The sequence below is a fragment of the Falsirhodobacter algicola genome, from assembly GCF_018279165.1.
GTDB lineage: Bacteria > Pseudomonadota > Alphaproteobacteria > Rhodobacterales > Rhodobacteraceae > Falsirhodobacter > Falsirhodobacter algicola.
The window spans coordinates 141,534-166,965 of the sequence record NZ_CP047290.1 but is presented as its reverse complement, the minus strand read 5'-3'; the positions used below and the strand labels follow the sequence as shown (position 1 = coordinate 166,965).

The following is a 25,432-nucleotide window of genomic DNA, read 5'->3' as shown; positions in this document are numbered from 1 at the left end:
ATCCCCCCGCAATCCTAACAAGAGAGCAACCAAGACCAATATGTAACAGGGATGCACCTCATGACTGATGTGACTGGCACGGGCCGACTTCAGGGCAACACCGTAGGTCTCGCCCATATTGTCTTCTTCGTCGTGGCCGCCGCCGCACCCATGACCGCCGTCGTCGGCGCGACGCCGCCCGCCTTTGCCTTCGGCAACGGGGCCGGTGTGCCGGGGGCGTTCGTGCTGGCGGGGCTGCTCTATCTCGTGTTCTCCGTGGGGTATACGGCCATGACCCCCTACGTCACCGGGGCGGGCGGCTTCTTCAGCTACATCTCCAAAGGTCTGGGCGGTGCGGCCGGGATCGGCGGCGCGCTGATGGCGCTGATGGCTTATTTCGCCATCCAGATCGGCATCTACGCGCTGTTCGCGGTGTTCATGCAGGCCACGCTCGCCCCGCTGGGAATAGTGGGGCCGTGGTGGGCCTTCGCCTTGGTCGCACTTGCCGTGATCGTTCTTCTGGGGCGCCGGAACATCGCCATTTCCGGCCGGATCCTCGGCGCCTGCATGATCGCCGAACTGCTGATCCTTCTGGTTCTGGACATCGCCATCGTCCGGCAGGGCGGCGGCCCCGAGGGGCTGAGCCTGTCGGGCTTCCGCCCGTCCGAGGTCTTCGGTCCGGGGCTGGGTGTCAGCATGGTCTTCGTGCTCGGCGCCTATATCGGCTTTGAGGCGACGGCGATCTTCGCCGAAGAGGCGCAGCGGCCCGAACGCACCATCCCCCGTGCGACCTATCTCGCCGTGTTCCTCATCAGCGTCTTCTACGCATTCTCGACATGGGCGATCTCGCATTACTACGGCCCCTCTTCGGTTCGCGTGGCGGCTGAATCCGCCTTGGAAGGCTTTTACTTCAACGCGGCGGCCGATCTGCTGGGCCCGTGGTCGGTGCAGGTGATGAACGTCCTGCTGCTGACGAGCCTCTTTGCCTGCCTTCTGTCGTTCCACAACACGCTGAACCGCTATTTCTACACCCTCGCCTGCGAGAGCCTCGTCTGGCGCAAGATGGCGCATGTGCATCCCGAACACGGCTCCCCCCATGTGGCGGGGCTGGTGCAGGCCGGGTTGGTGGCGCTGATCCTTGGCGCATTCTCCTTCGGATCGGCCGATCCCTATACGGTCGTCTTCAGCTGGATGGCGGGCCTTGCGGTTCTGGCGATCCTCGGCACGCAGATCCTCGTCTCCGTCTCGGTGATCCGGTTCTTCCAGCGGGACCGCCTCGGGCGTTCGGCGCTGGTGGTGCTCGTGGCGCCGGCACTGGCGACGCTGGGCCTTCTCGGGGCCTTCGCGCTGGTGGGGGCCAACATCACGCTGCTGACCGGAAGCCAGAGCGCGATCGTCCTCGCCTTCCCGATCCTCGTCATCGCGACCGGAGCCTTGGGCGCGGTGGTCGCCCTGACCATCAAGGCATTCCGCCCGACGCTCTATGCGGGTCTGGGGCGCGGGCTCGATTGATCCGGCGCCGACCCCGTCACCCGAATTTCCACGAAAGGACCTCATTCGATGAATGACCTGACCAACCTTCCGAAGATCGATTTCATCTACCTGTCGGAAGAGGACATGATCAAAGCCGGTGTCACCGACATGCCCGCCTGCGTCGATTGCATGGAAGAGATGTTCGCGCTGCTTCATCACGGCGATTACCGCATGGCGGGCCCGAACAGCGACAGCCACGGGGCGATGATCACCTTCCCCGAGATGTCGCCGTTCGAGAGCATGCCGAAACCCACGGCCGATCGCCGTTTCATGGCGATGCCCGCCTATCTTGGCGGCAACTTCTGCACCGCAGGGGTGAAATGGTACGGCTCCAACATCGCGAACCGCGACAGGGAACTGCCGCGCTCCATCCTGATGTTCACGCTGAACGATGCCGATACCGGCGCGCCCTTGGCCTATATGTCCGCCAACTTGCTGTCGGCCTACCGCACGGGCGCGGTGCCGGGCGTCGGTGCGCGCCATCTGGCCCGCAAGAACTCGCGCGTTGTCGGGATCTTCGGCCCCGGTGTGATGGCCCGCACCGCGCTGGCCGCCTTCATCGCGGCCTGCCCGCAGATCGACACGGTCAAGGTGAAGGGCCGCGGCAAGAAAAGCCTCGATGTCTTCTGCAGCTGGGTGAAGGAAAAATACCCGCAGATCACCACCCTCGAGATCGTGGACGATATCGAGGCCGTGGTGCGCGGCAGCGACATCGTCACCTATTGCGCCTCGGGCGAGACGGGGAACCCCGACACCTACCCGATGGTGAAACGGGACTGGGTCAAGCCCGGGGCGTTTCTGGCGATGCCCGCGCCCTGCAACTTCGACGAAGGCATGGAGGCGCCCGAGGTCCGCAAGGTCCTCGACAGCATCGGCCTTTATGAGGCGTGGTACGAAGAGGTCCCCAAGCCCGCCCATAACGTCATCCCGCTGGTCGGCGTGAAGTTCATGGACATGATCACCGCAGGCACGATGGATCCCAATGCGCTCGAGGATCTGGGCGCCATCGTCGCAGGTGCCGCGCCCGGACGCCGCAACGACGAAGAGATCGTGCTGATGTCGGTCGGCGGGATGCCCGTCGAGGATGTGGCGTGGGGCACGGTCGTCTATCGTCGTGCGATCGAACAGGGCATCGGCGTCAAGTTGAACCTGTGGAACGAGCCTGCCCTGCGCTGACCGCGCCGATATCCCCCGGCTGCGGCCGGGGGCCATTTCCATCTGCATGAAGGACCCCTTGGCATGACGACCATCACCAAGATCAAGACCGGCTCGAAATTCGAGGATCACGCCAGCTACTCCCGCATCGTCGCGGTGGGCGACTGGATCTTCGTTTCCAACACGGCCGGCCGGAACCCCGAAACCAAGGAGATCCCCGAGGATGTGATCGAACAGACAGAGCAGGTCTTCGCCAATATTGAGCGGGCGCTTGCTGCGGTCGAAAGCTGTTTGGGCGATGTCGTCGTCAGCCGCGTCTTCATCCAAGATCCGGCGGATACCGAAGCCGTCATGACCTGCATCGGCGGGAAATTCCGCGGCATCGACCCGACGACCACGGTCACCTGCCCGCCCCTCGGTTCCAGCGTCTACAAGGTCGAACTGGAGGTCACTGCATATCGCGACGCGTCGAAGGCCGAGATCACCTACAAAACCGTCGCGATCTGATCTTCGAAAGGAGAACCCCATGGCACCCCGCATCGCCCCCGTCGAGACATCGACAGACATGCCCCCGCGGACCGAGGTCGTCATCATCGGTGGCGGCATCGTCGGCTTGTCCGCAGCACTGACGCTTGCGGAACGTGGCATCCCCGTGGTGGTCCTCGAAAAAGGCCGCATCGCGGCAGAGCAGAGTTCGCGCAACCTCGGCTGGGTCCGCAAAACCTCGCGCGCGGCCCCGGACGTGCCTTTGGCGCAGGCGGCGGACCGCCTTTGGGCCGGGATGCCCGCGCGGACCGGCCGGGATGTGGGCTACCGCCAAGCGGGGATCATGTTCCTTGCCCGCAGCGAAGGGGAACTGGCCGCGCATGAGGCATGGCTGCATTCGGTCGCCGATCTCGACCTTGGGGCGCGGATGCTGAGCCCGGCGGAGATCGCAGCCGCAGTTCCCGGTGGCCGTGGGGAATGGCTCGGCGGCGTCACCACGCCTTCCGATGGGCGGGCGGAGCCGACGCTCGCCGCAAGCGCGATCGCGGCCGCCGCGATCGCCAAGGGCGCGCGGATCATCGAGGGCTGCGCCGTGCGCGGCTTGCAAACCCGCGGCGGACGGATAAGCGGCGTTGCGACCGAGCGCGGCGAGATCGCCTGTTCGGAGGTTCTTCTGGCCGGGGGGCTGTGGTCGCGGCGGTTCCTCGGCAATCACGGCATCGATCTGCCGACGCTGCCCCTGACCTTGTCGGTCCTTAGGACAGCCCCAATGGAGGGGCCGACCGAAACCGCCGTCGGCGGGCCGGACTTTTCCTTCCGCAAGCATCTGGACGGCGGTTTCATCGTCACGCAGCGCGGTGCGTTGTCTTGCCCGCTGGTGCTGGATCATCTGCGGATCGGCATGCGCTACATGCATCTTCTGCGGCAGCAGCGCGACCTGCTGCGCATCACGCTGAACGCGCAGACCTGTCAGGATCTGACACTGGCGCGGCGCTGGAAGGCGCACCAGAAAAGCCCGTTCGAAAAGGTCCGCGTGATGGACCCCGCAACCATCCCCGCCCTGAACCAAGAGGCGCTGGCGAACCTTGCGGCGGCATGGCCCGTGTTCGCAAAAGCCCAGATCGTCGAAGCTTGGGCCGGCACGATGGACATCACTCCGGATTCGAAACCCGTCATCGACAGAGCGGAGGCGATCCCCGGCCTGACCCTCGCCACCGGCTTCTCCGGTCATGGCTTCGGCACGGGCCCAGCGGCCGGACAGTTGGCCGCAGACCTCGTGACCGGCGCCGCCCCACTGGTAAGCCCCGCACCTTACAGGTTCGACCGTTTCTGAGGGGGATGGCGCGATTGGCTGTGCCGTGTGAATTCCGTGGGGGATACACCCGGCGCCCGAGCGTCGTGGCGAATAGCGCCACGGCACTGCCGTCATCAAGCTGACGGTTCGGCCCGCGTCGCCATACGATTGGAAAATCCCCCCGGCTCGACCGCCGGGAGGACATTGGCCGCAGGTTCTATCCGAGACCTCAATCGTAGTATTCGGGGGCCTGCTTGAAACCAGCCCATGCGTCAGGGTCATGTCCCGTCACGACCGTTGCCCCGGTCCTTTCGGCCAAGGTGCGCAGCTTGCGCACCGAACGCACGGTATCCACCGTCGACGCGAGGAACCCCGGAAGGGATTTCTCCTCCCAGTGATCTGTGGTGTAGGCGGCATCCACGGTCAGCAACATCGCCCCCTGCTTCGGCAGGTTCACGAGGAACGACATGTGCCCCGGAGCGTGACCCGGCGAGAAGACCGTGGTCAGAGTTCCATCGCCATAAACGTCGTAATAATCGTCGGTCGTGCCTTCAAGGAATTGCCAATTCAGGCCCGGCTTGTCGAAATCCTTGCGGATATAGCCGCCCGCCGCGAACCAATCCGGCGTGAACGCATATTCATATTCCGACCGCTGGACGATGTGCGTGGCGTTCGGAAAACGTCCCACCGCACCCGTATGATCGAGGTGCAGGTGCGACTGGATCACATATTTCACATCCTCAGGTTTGATCCCGAGCTTCGCAAGCTGCGCGACACAACCGTCCTCTTCGGTCATCTCGGGCCAATATACGTCGCAGATTCCGCCCCAATGGCCCCGCGCATCCGTCGCGCATTCGACAGCGTTGCCGCCATCGATGATGGTATGGCCCTTCGGGTGGGTCAGAAGAAAGAACGGTACGGGAATTTCATAATCCGCGCCCGCGCCTTCGTTCATCTTGATATTATGAACCTTGCACTTGAGCGTTCCGCTCTGGAACATGTAAAGGCGTATATCGTCAGTCATAGTGATCTCCTCCAATCGATGACTTCGAAACGTGGGTTCAGTGGCCCTCAATAAGCCTCCCGATACAATGCGAGGGCGTCTTCCTCCGTGACGTCCACAGGGTTGTTGACCAAGAGGCGCTGTTGTTTCATCGCATCGGCGGCCAACATCGCGAGGCTGTCTTCGGTAACGTCGACATCGCGCAGCCTGCGCGGCGCACCGCTTGCATCCATCAGCGCGAGCATATGGGCCACGAAGGCGTCGGAGCGCGCTTGGATATCGCCTTCGCCCTGCACGCCCATCACATCGGCCAATTGGGCATACAAAGGCGCCGCGACTTTCGCATTGTAGCGCAGCACCGGGCCGAGCATCAGCGCGTTGGTCAGACCATGCGGCAGGTGGTAGTGCCCGCCCAGCGGATAGGCCAGCGCATGCACCGCCGCGACGGGGGAATTGGCAAAGGCCTGCCCGGCAAGCATGGCCCCCAGCAGCATGTTCTCCCGAGCCTCGCGGTTCGAGCCGTCCTGACAAGCCGCCAGCAGATTGTCGCCCAACAGCCGCAGCGCCTCACATGCCAAGGCATCGGACAGCGGGTTCTTCTTGAACTTTGAGGTATAGGCCTCGATCGCATGCACCATCGCATCGATCCCGGTCGCAGCGGTGTGGATCTGGGGCAGCCCAACCGTCAGCTCGGCATCAAGCAGCACGAAATCGGCATAGAGCTGGCGCGACACCACGCCCATCTTGGTCGTCTCGCCGGTGGTGATGATGGAGATATTGGTGACTTCCGACCCTGTCCCGGCGGTGGTCGGCACCAGCGCCAAGGGAACCCGCTGCCCCTTCACGTTGCCGATGCCATACATCTCCGAAAGATCCTGATCCGAACCGATCATCACGGCGACCAACTTCGCGATATCGAGCGACGAGCCCCCTCCAAGGCCCAGTACGAGGTCGATACCAGTGCTGCGCGCCATATCCGTGCACCCGCGCACGATGGCCTCGGGCGGATCGGCCACCACCTCGTCGAAGACGGTCACAGCGAAGCCCGCCTGCGTCAGCGCGCCTTCGATCGGGGCGATCAGACCCGCGTCGATCAGCCCACGGTCGGTAACCAGCAGCAGGTTACGCCCTGTGAAACGTTCGGCCAGAAGCGCGCCGAGCTTGCCTGCACCTCCCCATTCCAGATGGACATCGCGCACCGTCGAAAAGCTGAAAGGTGTCAGTGTCATATTGGCGTCCTCCCTCAGAGTGTTCAGCCGATGGCCGAACACAGATATTTCAGTTCAAGGTATTCCTCGATCCCATGGCGCGAGCCCTCCCGCCCGAGCCCGGATTGCTTCACGCCGCCGAACGGCGCGACCTCATTGGAAATGAGCCCCGTATTATGGCCGACCATCCCGTATTCGAGGGCTTCCGTCACACGCCACACACGCCGCGCGTTTTCGGTGTAGAAATAAGCGGCGAGCCCGAATTCCGTATCATTGGCCATGGCGATCACTTCGTCTTCCGTCTCGAACCGGAAAAGCGGAGCCACAGGACCGAAGGTCTCTTCGCGGGCGACCCGCATAGCCTGCGTGACGCCGGTAAGGATCGTCGGTTCGTAGAACACGGGGCCGACCTGCGACCGCTTTCCACCAAGGAGAACCTGCGCACCTTTTTCGACGGCATCTGCGACATGAGCTTCGACTTTGCTCATCGCGTCCGCATCGATCAGCGGTCCGATCGTCACGCCCGGAGCATCGCCGCGCCCCACTTTCATCTGGCCGACCCGCTCTGCAAGCTTCGCGGCGAAGGCGTCATAGACCCCCGCCTGCACATAAAGGCGGTTCGCGCAGACGCAGGTCTGACCTGCATTCCGATACTTCGACACGACCGCACCTTCGACGGCTGCATCGAGGTCCGCATCATCGAACACGATGAAGGGCGCATTGCCGCCGAGTTCGAGGCTCAGCTTCTTTATGGTCGGGGCCGATTGCTCCATCAGGATGCGCCCGACCTCGGTCGAGCCCGTGAAGGACAGCTTGCGCACGACATCCGACTCGGTCAGCACGCCCCCGATCTCCCGCGCATCCCCCGTGATGACCTGAAACACGCCGTGCGGGATTCCTGCCATTTCAGCCAGTCGCGCAAGCGCCAAGGCGGTCAGCGGCGTTTGCTCCGCAGGCTTGACGATCATCGTGCAGCCTGCGGCCAGTGCAGGGGCCGCTTTGCGCGTGATCATCGCAGCTGGAAAGTTCCAAGGCGTGATGGCCGCCGTCACTCCGATAGGTTGGCGAATGACCAACAGGCGGCTGGTGCGCGATGGCGATGGAATGGTTTCGCCATAGATGCGCTTGGCCTCTTCGGCAAACCATTCTGCGAAAGAGGCTGCATACACCGCTTCGCCGCGGGCTTCGGCAAGCGGCTTTCCCTGCTCGGCGGTCATAAGCGCGGCCAGATCGTCTGCGTGTTCAAGCATGAGCTCGAACCAACGCCGCAAGATGGCGGACCGCTCTTTCGCCGGACGCGCGGCCCAATCTGGAAACGCTTCCGCCGCAGCCGCGATGGCATCGGAGGTTTCTGCCGCCCCCATCTTCGGAACGCGCGCTATAACGCGGCCATCGGCCGGATCCGTCACCGTCAAGGTTTCCTGCGCGCCCTCCCAACCTCTTCCGAGCCAGCATTCCTCCCGAAGCAACGTAGGATCCTTCAGATTTGGCATTGTTCCCCCTCCCAAAGTTCATTATGTTGAACCAGGTTCACCATATTGATCTTGCGGAGACGCTTCGGTGCCGTCAACACCAAACCAACCGACACCCCCAGATTTATCGCGCAAGTCCGGGGGAAGCAGTGTGCCGGCCCTACGGCGAGCGGCGGCGATAATGGACTATCTCTCGGTTGCTTACGGCAGCACGTCGGCCACGGATCTGAGCCGCGCTTTCGACATTCCGAAAAGCACACTTCATGGATTGTTGACGGCCATGGAGGAGTTGGAACTGATCCGGCGCGACACCATGGGAAGGGTATCGCTCGGACCCCGGCCACTTGTGTGGACGCGCGGCTTCATCTCAAAGTCCAATCTCGTCAATGCATTCCACCAGCACTTCGATACCGCGGGCAGAACGGCGAATGATCCGCTGTCTCAATTCACGATCACGATGACAGTGCTGGATGGAAATGACGTGGTTTATATAGCCTGCTCTCAGGCGAACCAGCCGCTCGGCGTGACCTTTCAGATCGGAATGCGCCTGCCAGCCCCTTTCACAGCGACCGGCAAGGCGCAGCTTGCCAACCTGTCGGAGGCGGACCTATCGACCAGATTCGCGGAGGCTTTTCCCGAACCACTCACTCAATACAGCGTACGAAATTGGCTGCAACTACGCCAACAGCTCGATCAGATAAGAGCACGCGGCTATTCCGTCGATGATGGAGAAATCCGCGAAGGCATGATCTGTCTCGGCGCGACCATTCGCAATCATGATGGAAAGGTCTGCGCCGGACTCGCCTTGTCGCTCACTCGCACCGAAGCGAAAGCCGCGAAGATAGAGGTGCTCGGCAAAGCTCTCACACGCACCGCGGGCGATATATCCCACCTTTTGGGGGCGCCGGGAAGAAAGGGGTAAGTGTTCGACGGTAAGTGCCATGTGGCCGGACCCCTGAAAAGGGGCCTCACCTCAATTATGGATTTTGAGCCATTTAGAGGACGAGAGAATGCCCCAGAAGAAACACGAGCTGAAAGAATTGTCGCGAAACTTTGGCAGATTGACCTGCTGGTGTGGCAAGGCCGATCGGTTGTCTAGGCTATGCGATCCATCAATGTGACGCAGTTCACCTACTACCGCTGGCGTAAGGAGTTCGGCGGGCTGAAGACCAATTAGGTGAAGCGCCTCAAGGAGCTTAAGAAAGTGAATGAAAGTTTGCGGAAGGCCGTCTCGGACTCAGGGTCAGGACTCATAGCCAGAAAATGACGGTGGCGGCGAGGGCGATGGACGACAGGAAGGCCTTCGGACACCTGTCGTAGCAAGTTGCAACGCGTCGCCAGTCCTTGAGCCTACCGAAACATGATCTCGATCCGGTTGCGGCGTTTGTATCGGCACTTGTCATAGTTGATGGGTGTTCTGCGTTGCTTTCGACAAGGGATGCAGGCGCGTATCCCCTTGTCTTCCAGCGCTTCGCTAAACCAATCAACGTCATAGCCCCGGTCTCCAAGGACCATTCGGCGTCCGGTAGGTTGCTCACCAATACCCGCGCGCCGATGTAATCGCTGACCTGTCCTGCGGAAACGAACAGGTTGATTGGACGTCCTTGGCTGTCATGCACGGCATGCAACTTGGTGTTCATACCGCCCTTGGTGCGACCGATCAGGCGTCCACGCCCCCCTTTTTGACGCCCATGCTGGTCGCAGTGCGGTGGGCCTTCAGGTAAGTCGCGTCGATCATGACGGTCTTCTTTTCGCTGTGCTCAGCGGTCAATCCAACCATCATCTGGGCAAAGATGCCCTTGTCGCTCCAGCGCTTCCAACGGTTGTAAAGCGTCTTGCGAGGGCCGTATTCCTTCGGTGCATCTCGCCAGCCTAACCCATCGCGATTGATAAAGATAATGCCGCTTGATACACGCCGATCATCAACACGTGGCTTGCTGTGGAACTTCGGGAAGTAGGGCTCAAGACGTGCCATCTGCGCGTCGCTCAACCAGAAAAGTTCAGACATGTTACCGCTCGATTTCCGAACGCTGAATCACGCCACAAGACGAAAATCAATGGGTCCTAACCCAAACGCTTGTGAAGCTCATTCCGAAGGAGGCTGCGTCAGGAAACTATTAAACCCCGCCCGGCGTCGCTGCCTCAATCACATCAGACAAAAGCCCCAAGTGTCGGAACGCTTCGCCTTGTCGTGTGCTAGGACAGTAGCCGTTCGACACAGCGCAAAGTGTCGCAAGGGCGCGCCAATCAGGCCTCGCTGATATCATTTGTGGCGAAATTGTCTTCCACTCACAGATCGGCGCTGCAACCAGATCAACCATTCGTGCCAGCATCTCATTCATCTGCGCCGTCGCCGCGAATGGTCGTAAAAAGAATGCTCGTATCACCTCGCCTGTGAAATGTATGTCTGCCGTATGCTAGGTCGCCTTACTGTCCGTTGAAATGCCTCATTTCAAACAAGGTCTCTTAGATGACATTTGAGGCGGCGGAACGTGGTCATGGATTCATCTTGTGAACGCGTGACGTCACGCTAAGAAGCTTTGCTCTGGCCGCAAGTTCTGACGGCAATTCTCGCTCTGACAAAAGGATTGCGCGCACTTCCACCTCGACCGGCAGGCGCGTCGCTCGGATCACCTCCCGATACTTCACGCACTGGTAGATGCCGCGGCGGAGGTCGTCATCGCTTGACAGACAAGACTTCACTTCGACAACAGCGAACTCCTCGCCCTTCGTAAACAGGACGTCGATCCGGTCACCGGACAGCAGGTCGCTCTGGACTTTCCCTTCGAACCCTGGAGGAAGGCCGATCTTTGCCGGATTATCGCGCGCCCATTCCTTCAGTCGACGGTGTTGCTCGCTTTCGCCTTTGCCGCCCGATAACATTTTTTCAAGCGGCTTCCCATCTTGCTCGGTGAATCTTTTTTGGTTAAAAAGTATGGGGCGAGCGCCGAAGGCCTGCTCAAAGACCCGATCCCAGTTGTCATGCCCCCTGACCGCCTCGCGAATATCCTTCACCACGGCGAGCTTTTGATCGTTGTCCAGCCGCTCCCACGTCTTGCCCCGCTTCGCGCGCCACAGATTGTCATGATACCAAGCGAAGCCCGATCCGGGGATTCCGGTCGTGCCCGTAATCAGCGCATTGATCGGAGGGGCATCCTTCGCGACTGATAGGATCTCGGTCATCATCGTGCCGGCGACACTTCCGATGTGAAGGCTGAAGATCATTGGCGTCTTCAGTTCACGCTCAAGTATCTTAGCAGCTTCCCCATAGCTGACGAACGCCTCGTCCATCGCCCCGAGTCTATCAAGAATAACCGAAAGCAAATATGGTGCTCCCGTTCTATCGAGCCACTCCCGCTGATAAGCCATGCCGGATCCTCTCTCGATCTGATCCCATGTGTCAGCGGCACGCAATATGCCATCACATCTCTCCGCCGTCCCACCAAAGATGCAAGTTACACGGAAGAAAAACAAGTAGAGCATCAGCGATGCATGACGATAGGCGAAATATTTACCTGTCGCCGTTATTTTTAAACGTCCACAACGCCGCCAGTTCCGCCCTCTTCGCCGGATTACACAGAACGGGACAATCGTCAGCGAGGAATGCAAATTGCAACGTGATTATCGGATATCCTAAACTTGTATCAGCCTAGCCTTGCAACGACGCGCAAAGCGAGCTTATAATGTAGCCTCAAACAATGGATCATTGATCAAGGACCGGCTTTTCATGAGACAGATTAGTTTCCCGATGCAGCAAGGTGATCTCGATCATTTTTGCAGCCTTTATGCAGTGATTAATTTACGGCATTCCGAGGGAAAAATCAAAGACCCTAAGGGTGCCAGCGCAGACTTTAATAAGCTCGTGCAAGCCATTGACGATGCGCCTGACGGCAGCGTCGCTGCGACCGCAACGAAAGGTGTTTACCGTACCGATGTCCTTTGGTTGCTGGGGTGCTTTGATATGCGCGCATCCCAAGAGAACGCGCCGACACCCGCCCGCCTCGTCAAGGCAGCAGAAAAAGGGGCGATCATCTTTTTCAAACGTCCTTCGGACAAGTTTGACCACTATACCGTCCTGAAGCATGGCGCGAGCGAGAACCGGCTGGAACTGCTCGATAGCTATGGCTTCGCGGAAATTGAGGGTAATGGTGAGAGTTGGACGATCGACGGCGAGCCCATCGACATACTGAATGTCTACGTTTTAGAGTAGGTGCTGGTGTGGACTTGCCCGGCTTTTGTGGAGAGTGTTTAGCTCACTTCCGTGTCCTTTCGCTCGAAGGCGATGGGGCTTTGGAAGCCGAGCGATGAATGTTGCCTGACGGGGTTATAGAACCCGTCGATGTATCTGGCGATGGCGTTTTCGGCCTGCTGGTGGGATTGCCATGCGACCGGCCAGATCAGCTCCGACTTGATGGTCTTGAAGAACGTTTCGAGCATCGCGTTGTCGTAGCAGTTCCCGCGCCCACTCATCGAGATCAGGATGCCCCTTTTTCGGAGCAGGGCCTGATAGTTGACAGAGCAATATTGCGATCCGCGGTCGGAATGGTGAACCAGTCCCGACGCAGGGTTGCGAGCCATCAGAGCGCGTCGCAGGGCTTCTACAGCGAGATCACGCTTCAGGCGATCACTCGTGGCCCAACCGACGACGCGCCGGGAGAAGAGATCCAGTACGACCGCGAGGTAAAGCCAGCCTTCTGCCGTCCAGATGTAGGAGATGTCCGCACCCCACTTCTGGTCCGGGCCGTCCGCCGTGAAGTCCTGCGCGATCAGGTTGGGCGCGACAGGCCAGGAATGTTCGCTGTCTGTTGTCCGTTTGAATCGCCGTTTTGCCGCGCGATCAATTGGTTCTCGCGCATTAGACGTGCCGTGCGGCGCCGCCCGATCTCGTGCCCTTCATCCGCGAGGTCGCGCTGCATGCGGGGACTACCATAGGTGCCGTTCGACAGGGCGAAGGCCGTCCGGATATGGGCCAGATAGACCATGTCCTGTTGCTGGCGACGACAAGCCGGACGGTCCTGCCAAGCAAAGAAGCCGCTCTGGCTGACCCCAAAAACACGGCACATCTGGCTGATCGGGACGCTGGCCTTCTCCGCCTTGATGAAGCCGAAGGTCATCGACTTCCCTCTTTCGCGAAGAAGGCCGCGGCTTTTTTTAGGATGTCGCGCTCCTGCTTCAGGACCGCATTCTCACGCCGCAACCGCTTCAATTCGGCGTGCAGATCGGCAGAAACCTCGTTCCGTGCATCGACATCACGTTCTTGGCTCAGCCATCGCGTTAAAGTCGACAGGCCAATGCCCAGATCCTCCGCGATCTCTCGTCGCGTCCGACCGCTGGTCAGTGCCAGCCGCACCGCTTCACGCCGAAACTCCGGCGTCGGTCTGTTCCCGTTTCCCATAGAACACCTCCTGGTTCATCAGTTGGTGCTCTCCACATTTTCCGGGCAAGTCCAACCCGAGACGTAAGCACGCGAGAAACGGAATGCTGTCGCCCGCTGAGTTCGAGCGGCAGCAGATGATGAGACGTGAAGGCGTCTAAGAAACTCGGGGCTATTCAATCTGCACCAATATGGTGATCATCACCCGGAAGGATCTGGAGGCGCGGGTTCTGACCGCGCTGGAGCATCGCCTGATGTACGAGGCAGCGGTACGGATCTTCTGCGAGGAATATGTCGCGGAGCTCAATCGGCTTCGGGCTTCAGGCGTCACGCGACGGGCCGATCTAGAGCGTGATCTGGCCTGCGTGATATGGGATCACAGCAAGCTGGTGGACGCGATCTTCGCCAAGCGCAGGACGGTCACCTATGCGCGCGTGGGCGTCGTCTTCGGTTTTGGGCTGTTGCACAGGCTGGGCTTCGCCTCGGTCCTCAGCGATGTGGGGCTGCATGCGGGTCAGTTCGTCACGGGGCTGATCGGCTTCAACCTCGGCGTGGAGCTGGGACAGCTTTGCGTGATCGCTCTGGCGTTTCTGGTACTGGGCCTGCCCTTCGGACGCAAACCTTGGTACCGCGCGCGCATCGCCGTCCCCGCGTCCTGCGCGATCGCAGCCATGGGGCTGTACTGGACGATCGAGCGGGTGATTTGAGAGTGAGCCAGCAGTGTACCGAAGCACCCGCCTTGCGGGCTCTGCTTGGTCCGCCACTACACGGCTTTATCCAAGTTTAGCTGTCACCTATGGCGACGGAACATACAGACTGATGGCCCTATGCGTGGGGCGTGGGGCGTGGGGCGATCCATCTCAGTCCTAGTGCCTGGAATGCAAAAAGCCTCCCGGTTGGGGAGGTTTGAGATTGTTTGGTTGCGGGAGCTCGCTTCCAGAAATTCTTGCCCATCACACAAACCACCTGCCGTCCCGACAATCTCCGTAGTCCGTAACCCGTCACGGTCATGAAGGGCGGGAAGCGGTCTGACGGCACCGCGGCATCGCGCCCGCGGCGGACTTGGCAAAGCAGTCATCCGAGCGCGGCTCGGTGATCACCCTGCCCACGGCTCGCGCGGGCAGTAAGCTGACCGGCGGCAGTGCAGTGCGGCATCTGCTACGACCTGACAAAGCGGCCGGTTACGAGCGGTTCAGTACCAGCACTAAGCTGGCGATGCCGTGTGGATTTGTGGAGCCAGCACCTGCACAAGAACGACAGCAGGACGCCACATGAAGAAGCTGCCGCTGGACGTCGCGTCGTTTTAGGGTCCTGCTCTGAGATGATCTGCATGTTGTGCTGTGTCGAGGTCCATCCGGCATCAAGTGCCGACACTCGCGATCGTCGTGCTACTGAACCGTTCGCCTACAAGGAGCGCTTCCTTTCAGCGTGGTAGGTCCAAGCAATGAAGCGACTTGTCTTCTGTCCTTGCGCCATCTCGACGATCTTCATCTCTGCGACCCCTGCCTTGGACAGCATCCGTGAGAGGGGCTTGAGGCTGTCGTTTCTGGACACCAGCGAGGTGAACCATAGACACTGGTCGGCAAAATCTCTGCTCTGCTCGATCATTCTCGCGATGAAGCCGATCTCGCCCCCCGGGCACCACAGTTCGGCATTTTGCCCCCCGAAGTTCAGCTTGCCTGTGTCCCCCTTCCCAAGGTTGCGCCACTTGCGTCGGCTACCCCTGTCGGCATGCTCGGGGGACGCATGGAACGGCGGATTGCACAGGGTGACATGAAAGATGTCGTCGCGCCCGATCACGCCCCTGAAGACATTCTCCGAATTGTTTTGCTGTCGGAGCGTGATGTTCAGACCATTTCTCTGGCAAATCTGACGCGCCGATCTGAGCGAGACCGGATCGATGTCAACGCCCGTGAAGCCCCAGCCGTATTCATGCTGGCCGGTCAGCGGATACACCAGGCTGGCACCGGTCCCGATGTCCAGAGCCTTGACGTCGTGGCCGCGCGGGATCTGCCCGCCGTTGCTCTCGGCCAGCAGATCCGCGAGATGATGAATGTAATCGACGCGGCCCGGTATCGGAGGGCACAGATACGTCGCCGGAATTTCCCAGAAATCGATGTCGTAGTGCGTCAGCAAGAGCGCGCGGTTGAGCATGCGAACCGCGGCTGCGTCCGAGAAATCGATCGTGAGCTGGCCGCGCGGGTTTCTCATCGTGAAGGCCGCCAACCCGGGTGATGTCGCCATCAGGCGTGCGAAGTCATACCCCTCCCTGTGCTGGTTGCGGGGGTGCAACGTGGATTTGACAGCCATGGAAGACCTTTTGCTACTTGGAGTTTGGAAACATTTGGGCTGAGCCGCTCAGCTCCTCGTTGAGCGGCGCCATCTCAGGTGCCCTCGGACACCCTCATGAGCAATCGCACAAGAGATATGTTGATGTAGTAGTTGCTCTTGCCGGCGCGATGTTTCTCCACGAACCCGTTCTCGGAGAGCGTGTCGAGATAACGTGCGGCCGTCTGACGCGTGATGCCGAGTTCGCTTTGGACGTAGTCGATCCGAGTGTAGGGGTGCCGGAACAGGTTGTTGAGCAGGTCCTGACTGTAAATTTTCGGCAACTCTGAGCGAAGCCGATGTTTCGCGTCTCGCATTTGCGTCCCGATACCCTCGACCAGCTCGGCGGTGGTGATGGCCGTGTCGGCCACGGCATCCAGCATGAAGATCACCCAGTCCTCCCACGCACCGTCGTCCCGGACGGCTTGCAGAAGTCGATAATAGTCGCCCTTGTGCCGGGTGATGTGGCGCGAGAGATAGAGGATCGGAATGTCCAGCAAGCCCGTCCGCGTGAGGTAGAGCACATTCAGGATACGCCCGATCCGCCCGTTCCCGTCCGCAAAAGGATGGATGCTTTCGAACTGGTGATGGATGAGCGCCATCTTGATCAGCGGATCAAGGTCGGACCGCTCGTCGTCGTTCACGAACCGCTCGAGGCCGGTCATCAGGCGGATGATCTCGTTGGCGTCCTGCGGCGGGACGAAGACCGTTTCCCCGCTCCGCTCGTTCTTCAGCGCGGTGCCTGGTGTCACCCGGAAGGCGTCATCGCGATCCTTCAGCAGGCGGAACATGTCGATGAGGGTCGAATTCGGGACGAGGCCACCCGTCTCGACCAGCCTCCGGTGCCCAAGCCGCAGGGCATCGCGATAACGCGCAACCTCCTTGGCCGCCGGTGACCGTGGGTCGTCGGGAAACACGTCCGCCTGGAACAGCTCATCCTGCGTCGTGACGATGTTCTCGACCTCGGAGGAGGCCTTTGCCTCCTGCAACGCCAAGGTATCGATCAGGATACCTTGGTTCGGTATTGTTCTGGCCTGGCCCTTTAGGTTCGCCAACGCTCGTGACGCACGGTTCAGACTTTTCAGGACCCGCACGGTCTCCAGATCGACTGGTGGAGGCAACCCCGGCAGGACGTATGTCGGTGTTAACATAAGATCATTAACGTGTTCGATAAATCGGCTTTTCTTAACATGACATGGAGCACGTGTTCGCTCAAGTTGTATTCCGCGAACATGTGCTGGATCCACGCGAACAAAGTGGATGCTCGACGCGCATGCCCTGTCACTGGCACCTTGGCGAGCTGAGCATCCGGCCATCGCGTTAGCGGCGGCCGGACATCCTTACAGGTCAACTCCTTCAGAGGGCGCCAACGCGTCATCCAGATCGACACCCAGATAACGCACAGTGCTGTCCATCTTGGTGTGGCCTAACAGAAGCTGAACGGCCCTGAGATTTCCTGTCTTCTTGTAGAGCTGAGCGACTTTCGTCCGCCGCATCGAATGCGTGCCATAACCGCTCGGCTCGAGACCGATCGACAGGACCCATCCGCGAAGGATGCGGGCATACTGGCGGGTAGAAGGATGCTCGCTGGCATGTAGGCGGCTCGGCCATAGATAATCGCTGCAGATCATCTCTGGATCCATGATCCAACGCTCGAGCGACTGTCGCGTGGTCTCGGTGATCTCGAAGCGAACCGGTTTTCCGGTCTTGCTCTGCGTAACCGACGCGCGATCTTTGGCCCTGCCAGCAACAAAGACTTCTCGAACCTTCAGGCAAACAAGGTCACACCCCCTCAGTTTGATGTCGATGGCCATGTTGAACAGCGCGAGATCACGCTTGTTGCCGGACATTTCAAGACGAACCCGGATCGACCAAACATGCTTGGGCAACAGCGGCCGTTTCTGCCCTATGATGCGGCCCTTGTTCCACGCCGGATGATCCGGCCGGACAATCGGGAGGAAATCTGTGGACATGGCAGTATCCTCTGCCTCCGTCCCTCCCCAGCTTCGGATTGTCCGACATCGCTAGCGTATCATGAAGAGCCCGAGTCGCGTCGAGCGGGTTGCGGGGGCGGGAAGCGCGGCATGGCAATCGCAGGTTTTGGATAGTGGTCATTAGCGAAGCACCGAGGGATGCCTTCTGACAAGGGCCAGCCATTAGCATTTGCTCATATGACATGGCCAGTAGACGAATCTTTCAAAAGTTTGTTCGAATTTCGCGCGGGCCGCCACTTACGAACAAAACCGGGCACGCCTGCCGGAGCTGCCCCTCCCTCCTAAACATGACATTCGAGCACGGTGCGCCGCCCGTGGACTTGGATTGCCGGGGGCGAAGAGATCGGCTCGGTCACGGCCAACGGCGCCTACGACACCAGACGATGCCATGCTGCGATCGTCGAGCAGGGCGCGGTAGCGCGCATCCCCTTCCGCCGGAACGGTCGCGCTTGGAAAGAGGATTGTCCGGCCCCCCGCCCCCGCAACGACATACTGCATGAGACAAGACGCTTGGGACGCGCCAACTGGAAACGCTCGGTCGGCTACCACGTCCGAAGTCGGGTCGAGGCGCGGATGAACTGCCTCAAGGCGTTCGGCGATCGCATCGCCTCCCGCCACCCGGATCGACAGACCGCCGAGGTCCAGATCTGCATTGCCATTATAAACAAATATAATGCTCTCGGCACTGCCGAGATCACAGCTGTGGGCTAAACGCAGAGCGAGATAGGGAAAAATCGGCCTTCAACCGATTAGCGCAACAACGCCCCGCGACGCGCTTCTCGAGAACCTCAAATCTGAAGAGCGATCCGCCCGTCCTCGAATCCACCTCCCCCTCTCGTCTTGCAAGGGTCGCAAACCATGTTCCGGTATGGACGTTGGGGTAGCGTTTACGAGACATACGCTAAAACTCTGCTTTGTGATGTATTTTGATTGCGAGATTCTCCTTCATCGGCTAATTTTGCTCAACCCAGAAAGTGGGCGCGCATAGTCACCGTACGTCTCGCCCGAGCCGTGATGGAAAACAATATGTCGGAGCTTCGTTGGGGCGTCGAGCAGCGTCTCAAGTTCTTAGAGTTCCGTCTGTTCTGGGAGGGACAGGTGAACCGTAGTGATCTGATGGATCAGTTCGGGGTCTCGGTGAACCAGGCGTCCGCCGACCTGAACCGTTACGTCGGCTTCGCCCCGGACAATATGTTCTATGACAAAAGCGCGCGGACGTATATCTGCGGCTCAAAATTCAAGCCGAGGTTCCTTTAGCCTGACGCGGACTGCTATCTCGGAAACCCAAGCGAGGATCATCGCACTCGACTATGGCATGAAGGATGGAAAAGCCAAGATAAAGCTCCGTCGTGCGCTATTCTATCATGCGCTTCACCGTTGGGGCTGGGCCCTACCCCCGGAGCACAGCCCTCCCGAGGTCAGCAGATCGCGCTTTTAAATCAGGACACGGTGATGAGTACGCTCAACTAGCCTTAGTCTATTTACTAATAACCTAAATCAATACGCATGCATTCATCTATGGTTTATCTCGACAATAACGCTACCACACGACCTGCGCCGGAGGTTGTAGCAGCCGTAATGCGGGCGTTGGAAACCGATTGGGCAAACCCGTCAAGCGTCCATGGGTTTGGGCAGACGGTGGCACGGACAGTGGCAACATCGCGTGAACAGGTGGCAGGGTTTCTCGGTGTGCGGGCCGAGCGAGTTGTGTTCACTTCTGGCGCGACCGAAGCAAACGAAGCGGTGTTACGGCACCATTCCAAGCTGGGGGCGGCGCTGGTAACCTCGACCGCAGAGCATCCCGCGGTGGCGGGGCTTTATTTTCAGCATAAGCCACAATTGGTGCGGTTGGTGCAGCTCGATGAGGCCGGACGCTGGCGGCTGGATGCACTCGAGACAGCGCTAAACAGCATCAATGGGCCGAAACTCATCGCTCTCGCTTGGGCCAATGGCGAGACCGGCGTGCTGCAGGATCTGGCAGCGATCAAGGCCGTGGCAGAGCGGTATGGCGCGGTCTGTCTGGTCGATGGCTCTCAAGCGGTAGGGCGGGTTGCGTTGAAGGCAGACGATGCGGCTTATCTGACCTTGTCTGGTCACAAGCTGCACGGGCCGAAAGGAATTGGTGTATTGGTGCAGCCAGAAGGGTTGCCGCCGGTGGAAATTGCGGTTGGTGGCGGGCAAGAACGTGGTTGGAGAGGCGGCACACTGAATGTACCGGGCATCGTCGGCCTTGGCATCGCCTGCGAATTCCGCCATCGAAATCTGTCCGGGGCGATTGCACAGATGGCGCAATTGCGAGATCAGTTCGAGGCTCAGGTGTCGGCGGCGCTCCCCGAGGTGCGCATCAATGGCGCGGATGCGCCGCGCGTGCCGAACACGAGCAATCTGACCATTCCCGGCGTGGATGGCATGGCGCTGGTGGCCCGGCTTGAGACGCGCGGCATCCTCTGCTCACAGGTTTCGGCCTGTTCCTCTGGGCAACCAGAGCCATCGCGGACGCTCTTGGCGATGGGACGGTCACACGAGGAGGCCTTTGCCAGCCTCCGCGTAGCCGTGTCCGTCGACACAATGGAAGCGGATGTCGAAATTGCGGCGCAAATTATGGCAGAGGAGACGCTGTTTCTCCGCGAAGTAATGGGTGGTCTGGCATGAAGCTTGGCGGACATGAAACCTTCTATCCCCGTCCGGGCTGGTTGACGAAGGGCCTTCTGCACCTGCACGACGATGGCGCGGGCGTGTTCTCGGCTCCTGAGACAGCCGACCGCCTGGGGGTTGGCCGCAATATGGCTAAGTCGATCGGTTGGTGGCTCGACGCCACGGGTCTTGCGATACGGGCTAGCCGAAATGGCCCTCTGGAACTAACGCCTCTCGGCACCGCGGTGGTGGAGCATGACCCCTACATGGTCCGTCTGGGCACGTGGTGGCTGGTACATGCCAGTGCCATGACCTGCGGGATGAAGACGTCATTGCCTTGGTTCTTTGCCCCGCGACGGCCGGAGCGCTGCGACAGGACCATACTGACCGAAACGCTTCTGCGCGAACTCTCGCCGGCCCGTGGCAAGGCGCCGGCGATCAAAACGATACAGCGCGAGGTGGCTGCGGTGATGCAGACTTGGGCTGTGCCGGTGCCGCGGCCGCGGATCGACCCAGAGGACAATCTTGGTTCGCCATTCCATCGGCTTGACCTGTGGCGGCATTTGCGTGGAGCGGACCGGTTCGAGCGCTCCGAGCCGACGCCAACTCCGCCGGAGGCCCTCGGCCTGGTCCTGTCGGCGCTCCACATGAGCCACTCGTGCAACGACCTGCGTGAGGGTGTGTTGCAGGACATCAGCATCGGCAGCGCGTCAGTGACACGCGCTGCGGCAATGCTGGGCCGGTCGCGTGAGGCCTTGCTCGAACTTGCGGTCAGTGGGGAGCGGGACCTAGGGGCACCCGTCCTGAGTGTCCGCACGCTAGCTGGGGAGCGCTCTATTTTCCTGCCAAGCGCGACTGCGGCGACGTGGGCGCGCCGCTTCTACGACCGCATTGGCGCGGCACGGGAGGCGGCATGAACGTCCTGCGCTCGATCAATATCGCGGACGACCGCACGCGAGAGGACGTGATCGCGGCCTACCGCCCCACGCGCAAGACGCTGCAGGTGGTGCGTGCCGTTTGTGGGCTGGAGCGGAGCACGGCCACCCATGTGGTCGCACCGTACGGTGCTGGAAAATCGCTCGCGGCGCTCGCCGGGATCACCCTGATTGCAGGGGAACCATCCACGGCCCGTGACCTGCGCGCGCGTATCGTCCTAGTAGATCCAGATCTCGCTGCGGCTGCGGCCGAGGCCTCCGGACCTACACTTGTGCTGCTCCTGCACGGCGCCTGTCCTGACCTTGCTGCCGTGCTGTCCGAACGCGCGGGGGTAAAGAGCGGTCCGCTGGACAAGGTTCTGACTGAGATCCTACGGAAGGCCCGCCAAGGCAGCATTGCGCGGATCGCCATCGTCTGGGACGAGTTCGGCCAGCATCTGGAGACCCTAGTCCGCGAGGGCCGCCCAGAGGATCTGTTGGCTGTACAGGATTTGGCCGAATGGGCCGTACGACGGTCGGAGCCCCGGGTCACGCTGACCACGCTCATGCACCAGGGTGTGTATCACTACACTCGCAGGGCATCTGAGACCACCCAGTCTGCCTGGAAGAAAATCGAGGGTAGGTTCGACACGCTGAGTCTGATCGACGACGGTGTGGACGCGTTGGAGATGCTTGCCGAGGCTCTGAACGGGTGCCGGTCCGCGCCTGACGCAGCAGCCATAGGACGCGCCCGAGCCGCAGGCTTTTTCTCGGATGTCACAGATGATGCACGGCTAGCAGAAATCCTCGTTCGCACCGCTCCACTAACGCCGGCAGCGCTCCAGGTCTTGCCAAGCCTCGCGGCGCAGGTCGCGCAGGCCGAAAGGACGATGTTCCGATTCCTTGCCGATGTTGCGGCGGCGGACGAGCCCAGCACCTCGCTGGGAGTCGATGCGCTTTATGACTTCTTCGCCCCGGCGATGCGCTCGGACACTGGCCCTGGTGGCACCCATCGCCGCTTCGTAGAGGCCGAGACGGCGCTGTCGCGTACCGAGACCGACCTTGAACGTCAGGTCGTCAAGACTGCGGCGCTCCTGCAGCTCGGACGCAGCGCGGAGCGACTGAAGCTGCCGCGCTCGCGGCTGGTCTATGCTGTGGCAGAGGGCACCGACACGCCGCCCGACGACATTGAGGTCGTTATCGAGGCGCTTGTGGCGCGCAAATTGCTCCTCCATCGTCGCCGTTTGGATGACATATCGATTTGGCACGGGGCCGATATCGATCTCGGGCAGATGGTGGCCGAAGAGGCTGCGCGGCTTGCGATGGACAGCGACCCAGTGGCGGCGCTAGAGCAAATGTTCGCGCCTGATTCCTACACTGCGCCGCCCTACAATCACGCCCGCGGGATCACCCGCTTCGCCCAGGCCCGCTTCGTGCGCGCCAGCGACCTAACCTCGGCGTCGGGGTTGGAGGCCCTGCGGAAACAGGCCGACGCCGAGGATGCGCTGGTGGCCCTCGTCATCGACGCTACTGCGGACCGGCCTGATCTTGTGGAACTCGCCCGCGCCCTGCCGCCCCATCTCATCCTGGCGCTGCCCCGTCGCTCAGCCGAGGTCGGCTCGATCCTCGCCGAACTCTTAGCGCTGGAGGTGCTTCTCGACCGCCGCGAGCTGCTCGCCACCGACCCGCTGGTCGAACGCGAGCTGAAAGAGTTGAAGGCCGAGGCCGAGGCCGCGCTGCGCCAGAGCCTCGAGCGGCTGATGAACCCCGATCGTGGCGAAGTCGTCTGGCTGTCTGGCCCGACACTCCACAGCTTCGCCGAGGGCGGTACCCTGGGCGAGATCCTCTCCCGCCTCTTCGAAACCCGGTTCCCCCAGACCCCAAAAATCGCGAACGAACAGGTCGTGCGGCGCAAGGTCTCCGCGGTCACGCGTTCGGCCCGCAAACGCTGCATGCTTGCGATTATTGAACGCACCGGTATCCGCGCACTCGGCTATGGGGGCGCCACATCGGCCGACGCCTCGCTCTACCGCACCGTCCTTGAGCGTACCGGCCTCTACGCCAGCAGCGATGGCGCTTGGCGGTGGCGCGTGCCCTCAGAGCTAGGTGACCTCTCCATGCAGCATGTGTGGAGGGAGATCGAGCGGTTCTTCGTCGATCCCTCTGATCAACCCAAGAGCGTAGAGGACCTTATAGATCGACTGACAGCTCCGCCTATCGGGCTTCGGGAGGGTGTGCTGCCGCTCCTGCTGACGGCGGGTATGGTCGCATTTGGCAGGGCCTTGGCTCTACGGGAAGTCGTCGACGGCCGCGCGCGGTATGTTGATGATGTCCAGCCGAGCCTGATCGAAAAGATGTGCGAGGAGCCAAAGCGCTTCGAGCTGGAGGTGCCTGCGCTTACGCGAAGCCAGTCGCGCAACCTTGAGAAGATGATCCGATGTCTCGTGGGAGACCTTGATCCGCAGGAGCCTGACCTTCTGAGAGGCTTTTACGATGCGCTGTTGGAATGGCGAGGCGGCCTTCCACCCACGGCACTGAGCACTCGAGGCTTGGGTGAGAACGCAGATCTTCTCCAACCTTTGTTGCGCAAGAAGGCCTTCGATCCCGTAGACTTCCTGTTCCGGGAACTTCCTCGGGTGCTCGGAGAACCGGCCTTGAACGCGGCGACGATCGAGGGGGTCGCGACAGCAGTGCGTCAGATCGAAAGCGTATCTTCTGCATTTGCCGACCGCGCGGTTGACGTCGCCGCAGCGATTTTCTGCCGCCGCCTCAGAGGTAGCCCGCGCTCTCTGCTTGACGCCGCATCTAAGTGGGCAGCCTGCGTCCCTCTTGCCGACGAAGCGGTACGCGCCCTCGATCACGAGGCGAGAGGTGTGCTCGCACGGGCCCGCACTGCCGTCAACGTACCCAGGGGCGAGCGAGGTTTTGTCACCCAATTGAGTGGTATTCTCTGCGGCGAGGGCTTCGAGGCCTGGGACGACAGGACGGCCGACATCTTTCGTGATCGACTTGAGAAGGCTGTCGTGCGGATCGAAGACGCGGTCCTAGAGCACGCGGACGGCAGCGATGCATTCGAGCCGTTCCTGCGCAACAAGCTGGCCACAATCTTTGACGTTTACGGTGCCAAGATCGGGAATGCGCGCCTGATCAAGTATTTGGATGAAATTTATAAGGGGGCGTCATGACACCAACTAGTCTTTCTGACGCGGTGCAGGATCGGTCACGACGTCATATCATTCCGCTGAGTGGCGGCAAGGACTCTACCGCGCTGGCGGTCTACATGCTCGAGCATCACGGTGACCTGCCGTTGGAGTTTGTGTTCACGGACACCGGGGCCGAGTTGCCTGAGACTTACAGCTATCTGCGCCGGTTCGAAGCGATCTTCGGGGTGCAGGTTAACCGGCTAACGGCACTCGACCTGCCCGAGTTGCAGGTCCGCTCGAAAGCCGGGCGGCGGTCGCCCTTCGATGTGCTGCTGAACGAGGTCTACTCGGGCTTCCTGCCTAACCCGCAGGCGCGCTGGTGCACGCGCATGCTGAAGATCAAGCCGTTTGAGCATTTCGTCGGCGGCGACGAGGCCTATTCCTACATTGGCATCCGCGCCGACGAGAACCGGGAAGGCTTTCGCGGCGCTGCGGCCAAACCGGCTCAGGCGAGTGACGACGATGGGGTGGAGACGGGGCGCGCCAAACCGGTTGTGCTGTCCAACCGCAATAACATCGTGCCGGTCTATCCGCTCAAGGACATCGGCTTCGGCCTTGACGATGTCCGGGAGTTGCTGCTGGGCTGCGGGCTTGGGCTGCCGCCCTATTACGACTGGCGGTCGCGGTCGGGGTGCTACTTCTGTTTCTACCAGCAAGTCGGGGAATGGCAAGGGTTGAAGGAGCGCCATCCCGAGTTGTTCGAAGCGGCGAAGACATACGAGGCGCCCAAGGCAAACGGGCGGTGCTTTACATGGTCGCAGACACGGTCGCTCGAGGAGCTAGAGAAGCTCCGCGAACGCTATGCAACCCCCATTGGCGAGCCGGAAGACGGATGCGCCATCTGCCACCTGTGAG

Annotated in this window: 18 protein-coding genes and 6 pseudogenes; 15 read left to right on the top strand and 9 right to left on the bottom strand. The window is 60.9% G+C overall.

The window, feature by feature from the left end; translation table 11 throughout:
- Positions 1–60: 60 nt before the first annotated feature.
- The 4 genes from GR316_RS12220 to GR316_RS12205 all read left to right on the top strand — a co-directional run bounded on the left by GR316_RS12220 (position 61) and on the right by GR316_RS12205 (position 4,486).
- Entirely contained in the window at positions 61–1,491 is a 1,431-nt protein-coding gene (locus GR316_RS12220) for an APC family permease (protein ID WP_249218856.1), read from the top strand.
- Between the two features lie 48 nt (positions 1,492–1,539).
- Positions 1,540–2,688: a tyramine oxidase subunit B gene (locus GR316_RS12215; RefSeq protein WP_211785265.1), complete on the top strand. Its 1,149-nt coding sequence runs from the start codon at positions 1,540–1,542 to the stop codon at positions 2,686–2,688.
- Between the two features lie 63 nt (positions 2,689–2,751).
- Positions 2,752–3,174 carry a RidA family protein gene (locus GR316_RS12210; RefSeq protein ID WP_211785264.1) on the top strand — a complete coding sequence of 141 codons (423 nt, stop codon included), beginning with the start codon at positions 2,752–2,754 and terminating at the stop codon, positions 3,172–3,174.
- Between the two features lie 19 nt (positions 3,175–3,193).
- Positions 3,194–4,486 carry an NAD(P)/FAD-dependent oxidoreductase gene (locus GR316_RS12205; protein ID WP_211785263.1) on the top strand — a complete coding sequence of 431 codons (1,293 nt, stop codon included), beginning with the start codon at positions 3,194–3,196 and terminating at the stop codon, positions 4,484–4,486.
- A gap of 190 nt (positions 4,487–4,676) precedes the next feature.
- On the opposite strand, the gene attM is transcribed toward GR316_RS12205, so the two are convergent.
- Genes attM through GR316_RS12190 form a run of 3 tightly spaced genes read right to left on the bottom strand, consistent with a single transcriptional unit; the run spans position 4,677 to position 8,151 of the window.
- Positions 4,677–5,471: an AttM family quorum-quenching N-acyl homoserine lactonase gene (attM, locus tag GR316_RS12200; RefSeq protein ID WP_211785360.1), complete on the bottom strand. Its 795-nt coding sequence runs from the start codon at positions 5,469–5,471 to the stop codon at positions 4,677–4,679.
- A 47-nt stretch (positions 5,472–5,518) separates the two neighbouring features.
- Complete coding sequence (locus tag GR316_RS12195; protein WP_211785262.1) at positions 5,519–6,679, bottom strand: iron-containing alcohol dehydrogenase; 1,161 nt, start codon at positions 6,677–6,679, stop codon at positions 5,519–5,521.
- A 23-nt stretch (positions 6,680–6,702) separates the two neighbouring features.
- Entirely contained in the window at positions 6,703–8,151 is a 1,449-nt protein-coding gene (locus GR316_RS12190) for an NAD-dependent succinate-semialdehyde dehydrogenase (protein WP_211785261.1), read from the bottom strand.
- A 160-nt stretch (positions 8,152–8,311) separates the two neighbouring features.
- On the opposite strand from GR316_RS12190, the gene GR316_RS12185 reads away from it, so the two are divergent.
- Complete coding sequence (locus GR316_RS12185; RefSeq protein WP_211785260.1) at positions 8,312–9,052, top strand: IclR family transcriptional regulator; 741 nt, start codon at positions 8,312–8,314, stop codon at positions 9,050–9,052.
- An 88-nt stretch (positions 9,053–9,140) separates the two neighbouring features.
- Positions 9,141–9,367: pseudogene (locus tag GR316_RS12180) on the top strand (transposase); the annotation flags it as partial.
- Between the two features lie 13 nt (positions 9,368–9,380).
- Here GR316_RS12180 and GR316_RS12175 read toward each other — a convergent pair.
- Positions 9,381–10,138, bottom strand: a pseudogene (locus GR316_RS12175) (IS5 family transposase).
- Between the two features lie 65 nt (positions 10,139–10,203).
- Here GR316_RS12175 and GR316_RS13840 point away from each other — a divergent pair.
- A pseudogene (locus tag GR316_RS13840) lies at positions 10,204–10,423 on the top strand (IS3 family transposase); the annotation flags it as partial.
- A gap of 203 nt (positions 10,424–10,626) precedes the next feature.
- On the opposite strand, the gene GR316_RS12170 reads toward GR316_RS13840, so the two are convergent.
- Positions 10,627–11,499 carry a hypothetical protein gene (locus GR316_RS12170; RefSeq protein ID WP_211785259.1) on the bottom strand — a complete coding sequence of 291 codons (873 nt, stop codon included), beginning with the start codon at positions 11,497–11,499 and terminating at the stop codon, positions 10,627–10,629.
- Between the two features lie 358 nt (positions 11,500–11,857).
- On the opposite strand from GR316_RS12170, the gene GR316_RS12165 reads away from it, so the two are divergent.
- Positions 11,858–12,340 (top strand): hypothetical protein, encoded by a 483-nt coding sequence (locus tag GR316_RS12165; protein ID WP_211785258.1) that lies wholly within the window; start codon positions 11,858–11,860, stop codon positions 12,338–12,340.
- A 38-nt stretch (positions 12,341–12,378) separates the two neighbouring features.
- On the opposite strand, the pseudogene GR316_RS12160 reads toward GR316_RS12165, so the two are convergent.
- Positions 12,379–13,525 (bottom strand): annotated as a pseudogene (locus GR316_RS12160) (IS3 family transposase).
- Positions 13,526–13,695: 170 nt separating this feature from the next.
- Between GR316_RS12160 and GR316_RS13955 the strand changes: the two are divergent.
- Positions 13,696–14,211 (top strand): HupE/UreJ family protein, encoded by a 516-nt coding sequence (locus GR316_RS13955; protein ID WP_211785257.1) that lies wholly within the window; start codon positions 13,696–13,698, stop codon positions 14,209–14,211.
- A 697-nt stretch (positions 14,212–14,908) separates the two neighbouring features.
- Here the strand turns inward: GR316_RS13955 and rlmF are convergent.
- The 3 genes from rlmF to GR316_RS12140 all read right to left on the bottom strand — a co-directional run bounded on the left by rlmF (position 14,909) and on the right by GR316_RS12140 (position 17,805).
- Complete coding sequence (rlmF, locus tag GR316_RS12150) at positions 14,909–15,814, bottom strand: 23S rRNA (adenine(1618)-N(6))-methyltransferase RlmF (RefSeq protein WP_211785256.1); 906 nt, start codon at positions 15,812–15,814, stop codon at positions 14,909–14,911.
- Positions 15,815–15,888: 74 nt separating this feature from the next.
- The gene (locus GR316_RS12145) at positions 15,889–16,983 is read right to left on the bottom strand and encodes a Fic family protein (RefSeq protein WP_211785255.1); all 1,095 of its coding nucleotides are present in this window, start codon (positions 16,981–16,983) and stop codon (positions 15,889–15,891) included.
- 189 nt (positions 16,984–17,172) lie between these two features.
- Positions 17,173–17,805 carry a tyrosine-type recombinase/integrase gene (locus tag GR316_RS12140; protein WP_211785254.1) on the bottom strand — a complete coding sequence of 211 codons (633 nt, stop codon included), beginning with the start codon at positions 17,803–17,805 and terminating at the stop codon, positions 17,173–17,175.
- 357 nt (positions 17,806–18,162) lie between these two features.
- Between GR316_RS12140 and GR316_RS12135 the strand changes: the two are divergent.
- The 6 genes and pseudogenes from GR316_RS12135 to GR316_RS12110 form a co-directional block, all read left to right on the top strand.
- Positions 18,163–18,537: pseudogene (locus tag GR316_RS12135) on the top strand (transposase); the annotation flags it as partial.
- A 303-nt stretch (positions 18,538–18,840) separates the two neighbouring features.
- Positions 18,841–19,080: pseudogene (locus GR316_RS13830) on the top strand (WYL domain-containing protein); the annotation flags it as partial.
- 264 nt (positions 19,081–19,344) lie between these two features.
- Positions 19,345–20,478: a cysteine desulfurase family protein gene (locus GR316_RS12125; protein ID WP_211785253.1), complete on the top strand. Its 1,134-nt coding sequence runs from the start codon at positions 19,345–19,347 to the stop codon at positions 20,476–20,478.
- Entirely contained in the window at positions 20,475–21,377 is a 903-nt protein-coding gene (locus tag GR316_RS12120; protein WP_211785252.1) for a DUF4007 family protein, read from the top strand. Before GR316_RS12125 ends, GR316_RS12120 begins: the two co-directional genes overlap by 4 nt.
- On the top strand, positions 21,374–24,559 hold the full coding sequence (locus tag GR316_RS12115) for a hypothetical protein (protein WP_211785251.1): 3,186 nt from the start codon (positions 21,374–21,376) through the stop codon (positions 24,557–24,559). Before GR316_RS12120 ends, GR316_RS12115 begins: the two co-directional genes overlap by 4 nt.
- A complete protein-coding gene (locus tag GR316_RS12110) occupies positions 24,556–25,431 on the top strand; it encodes a phosphoadenosine phosphosulfate reductase domain-containing protein (RefSeq protein ID WP_211785250.1) in 876 nt (291 codons plus the stop codon). Before GR316_RS12115 ends, GR316_RS12110 begins: the two co-directional genes overlap by 4 nt.
- The last annotated feature ends 1 nt before the right edge of the window (position 25,432 follow it).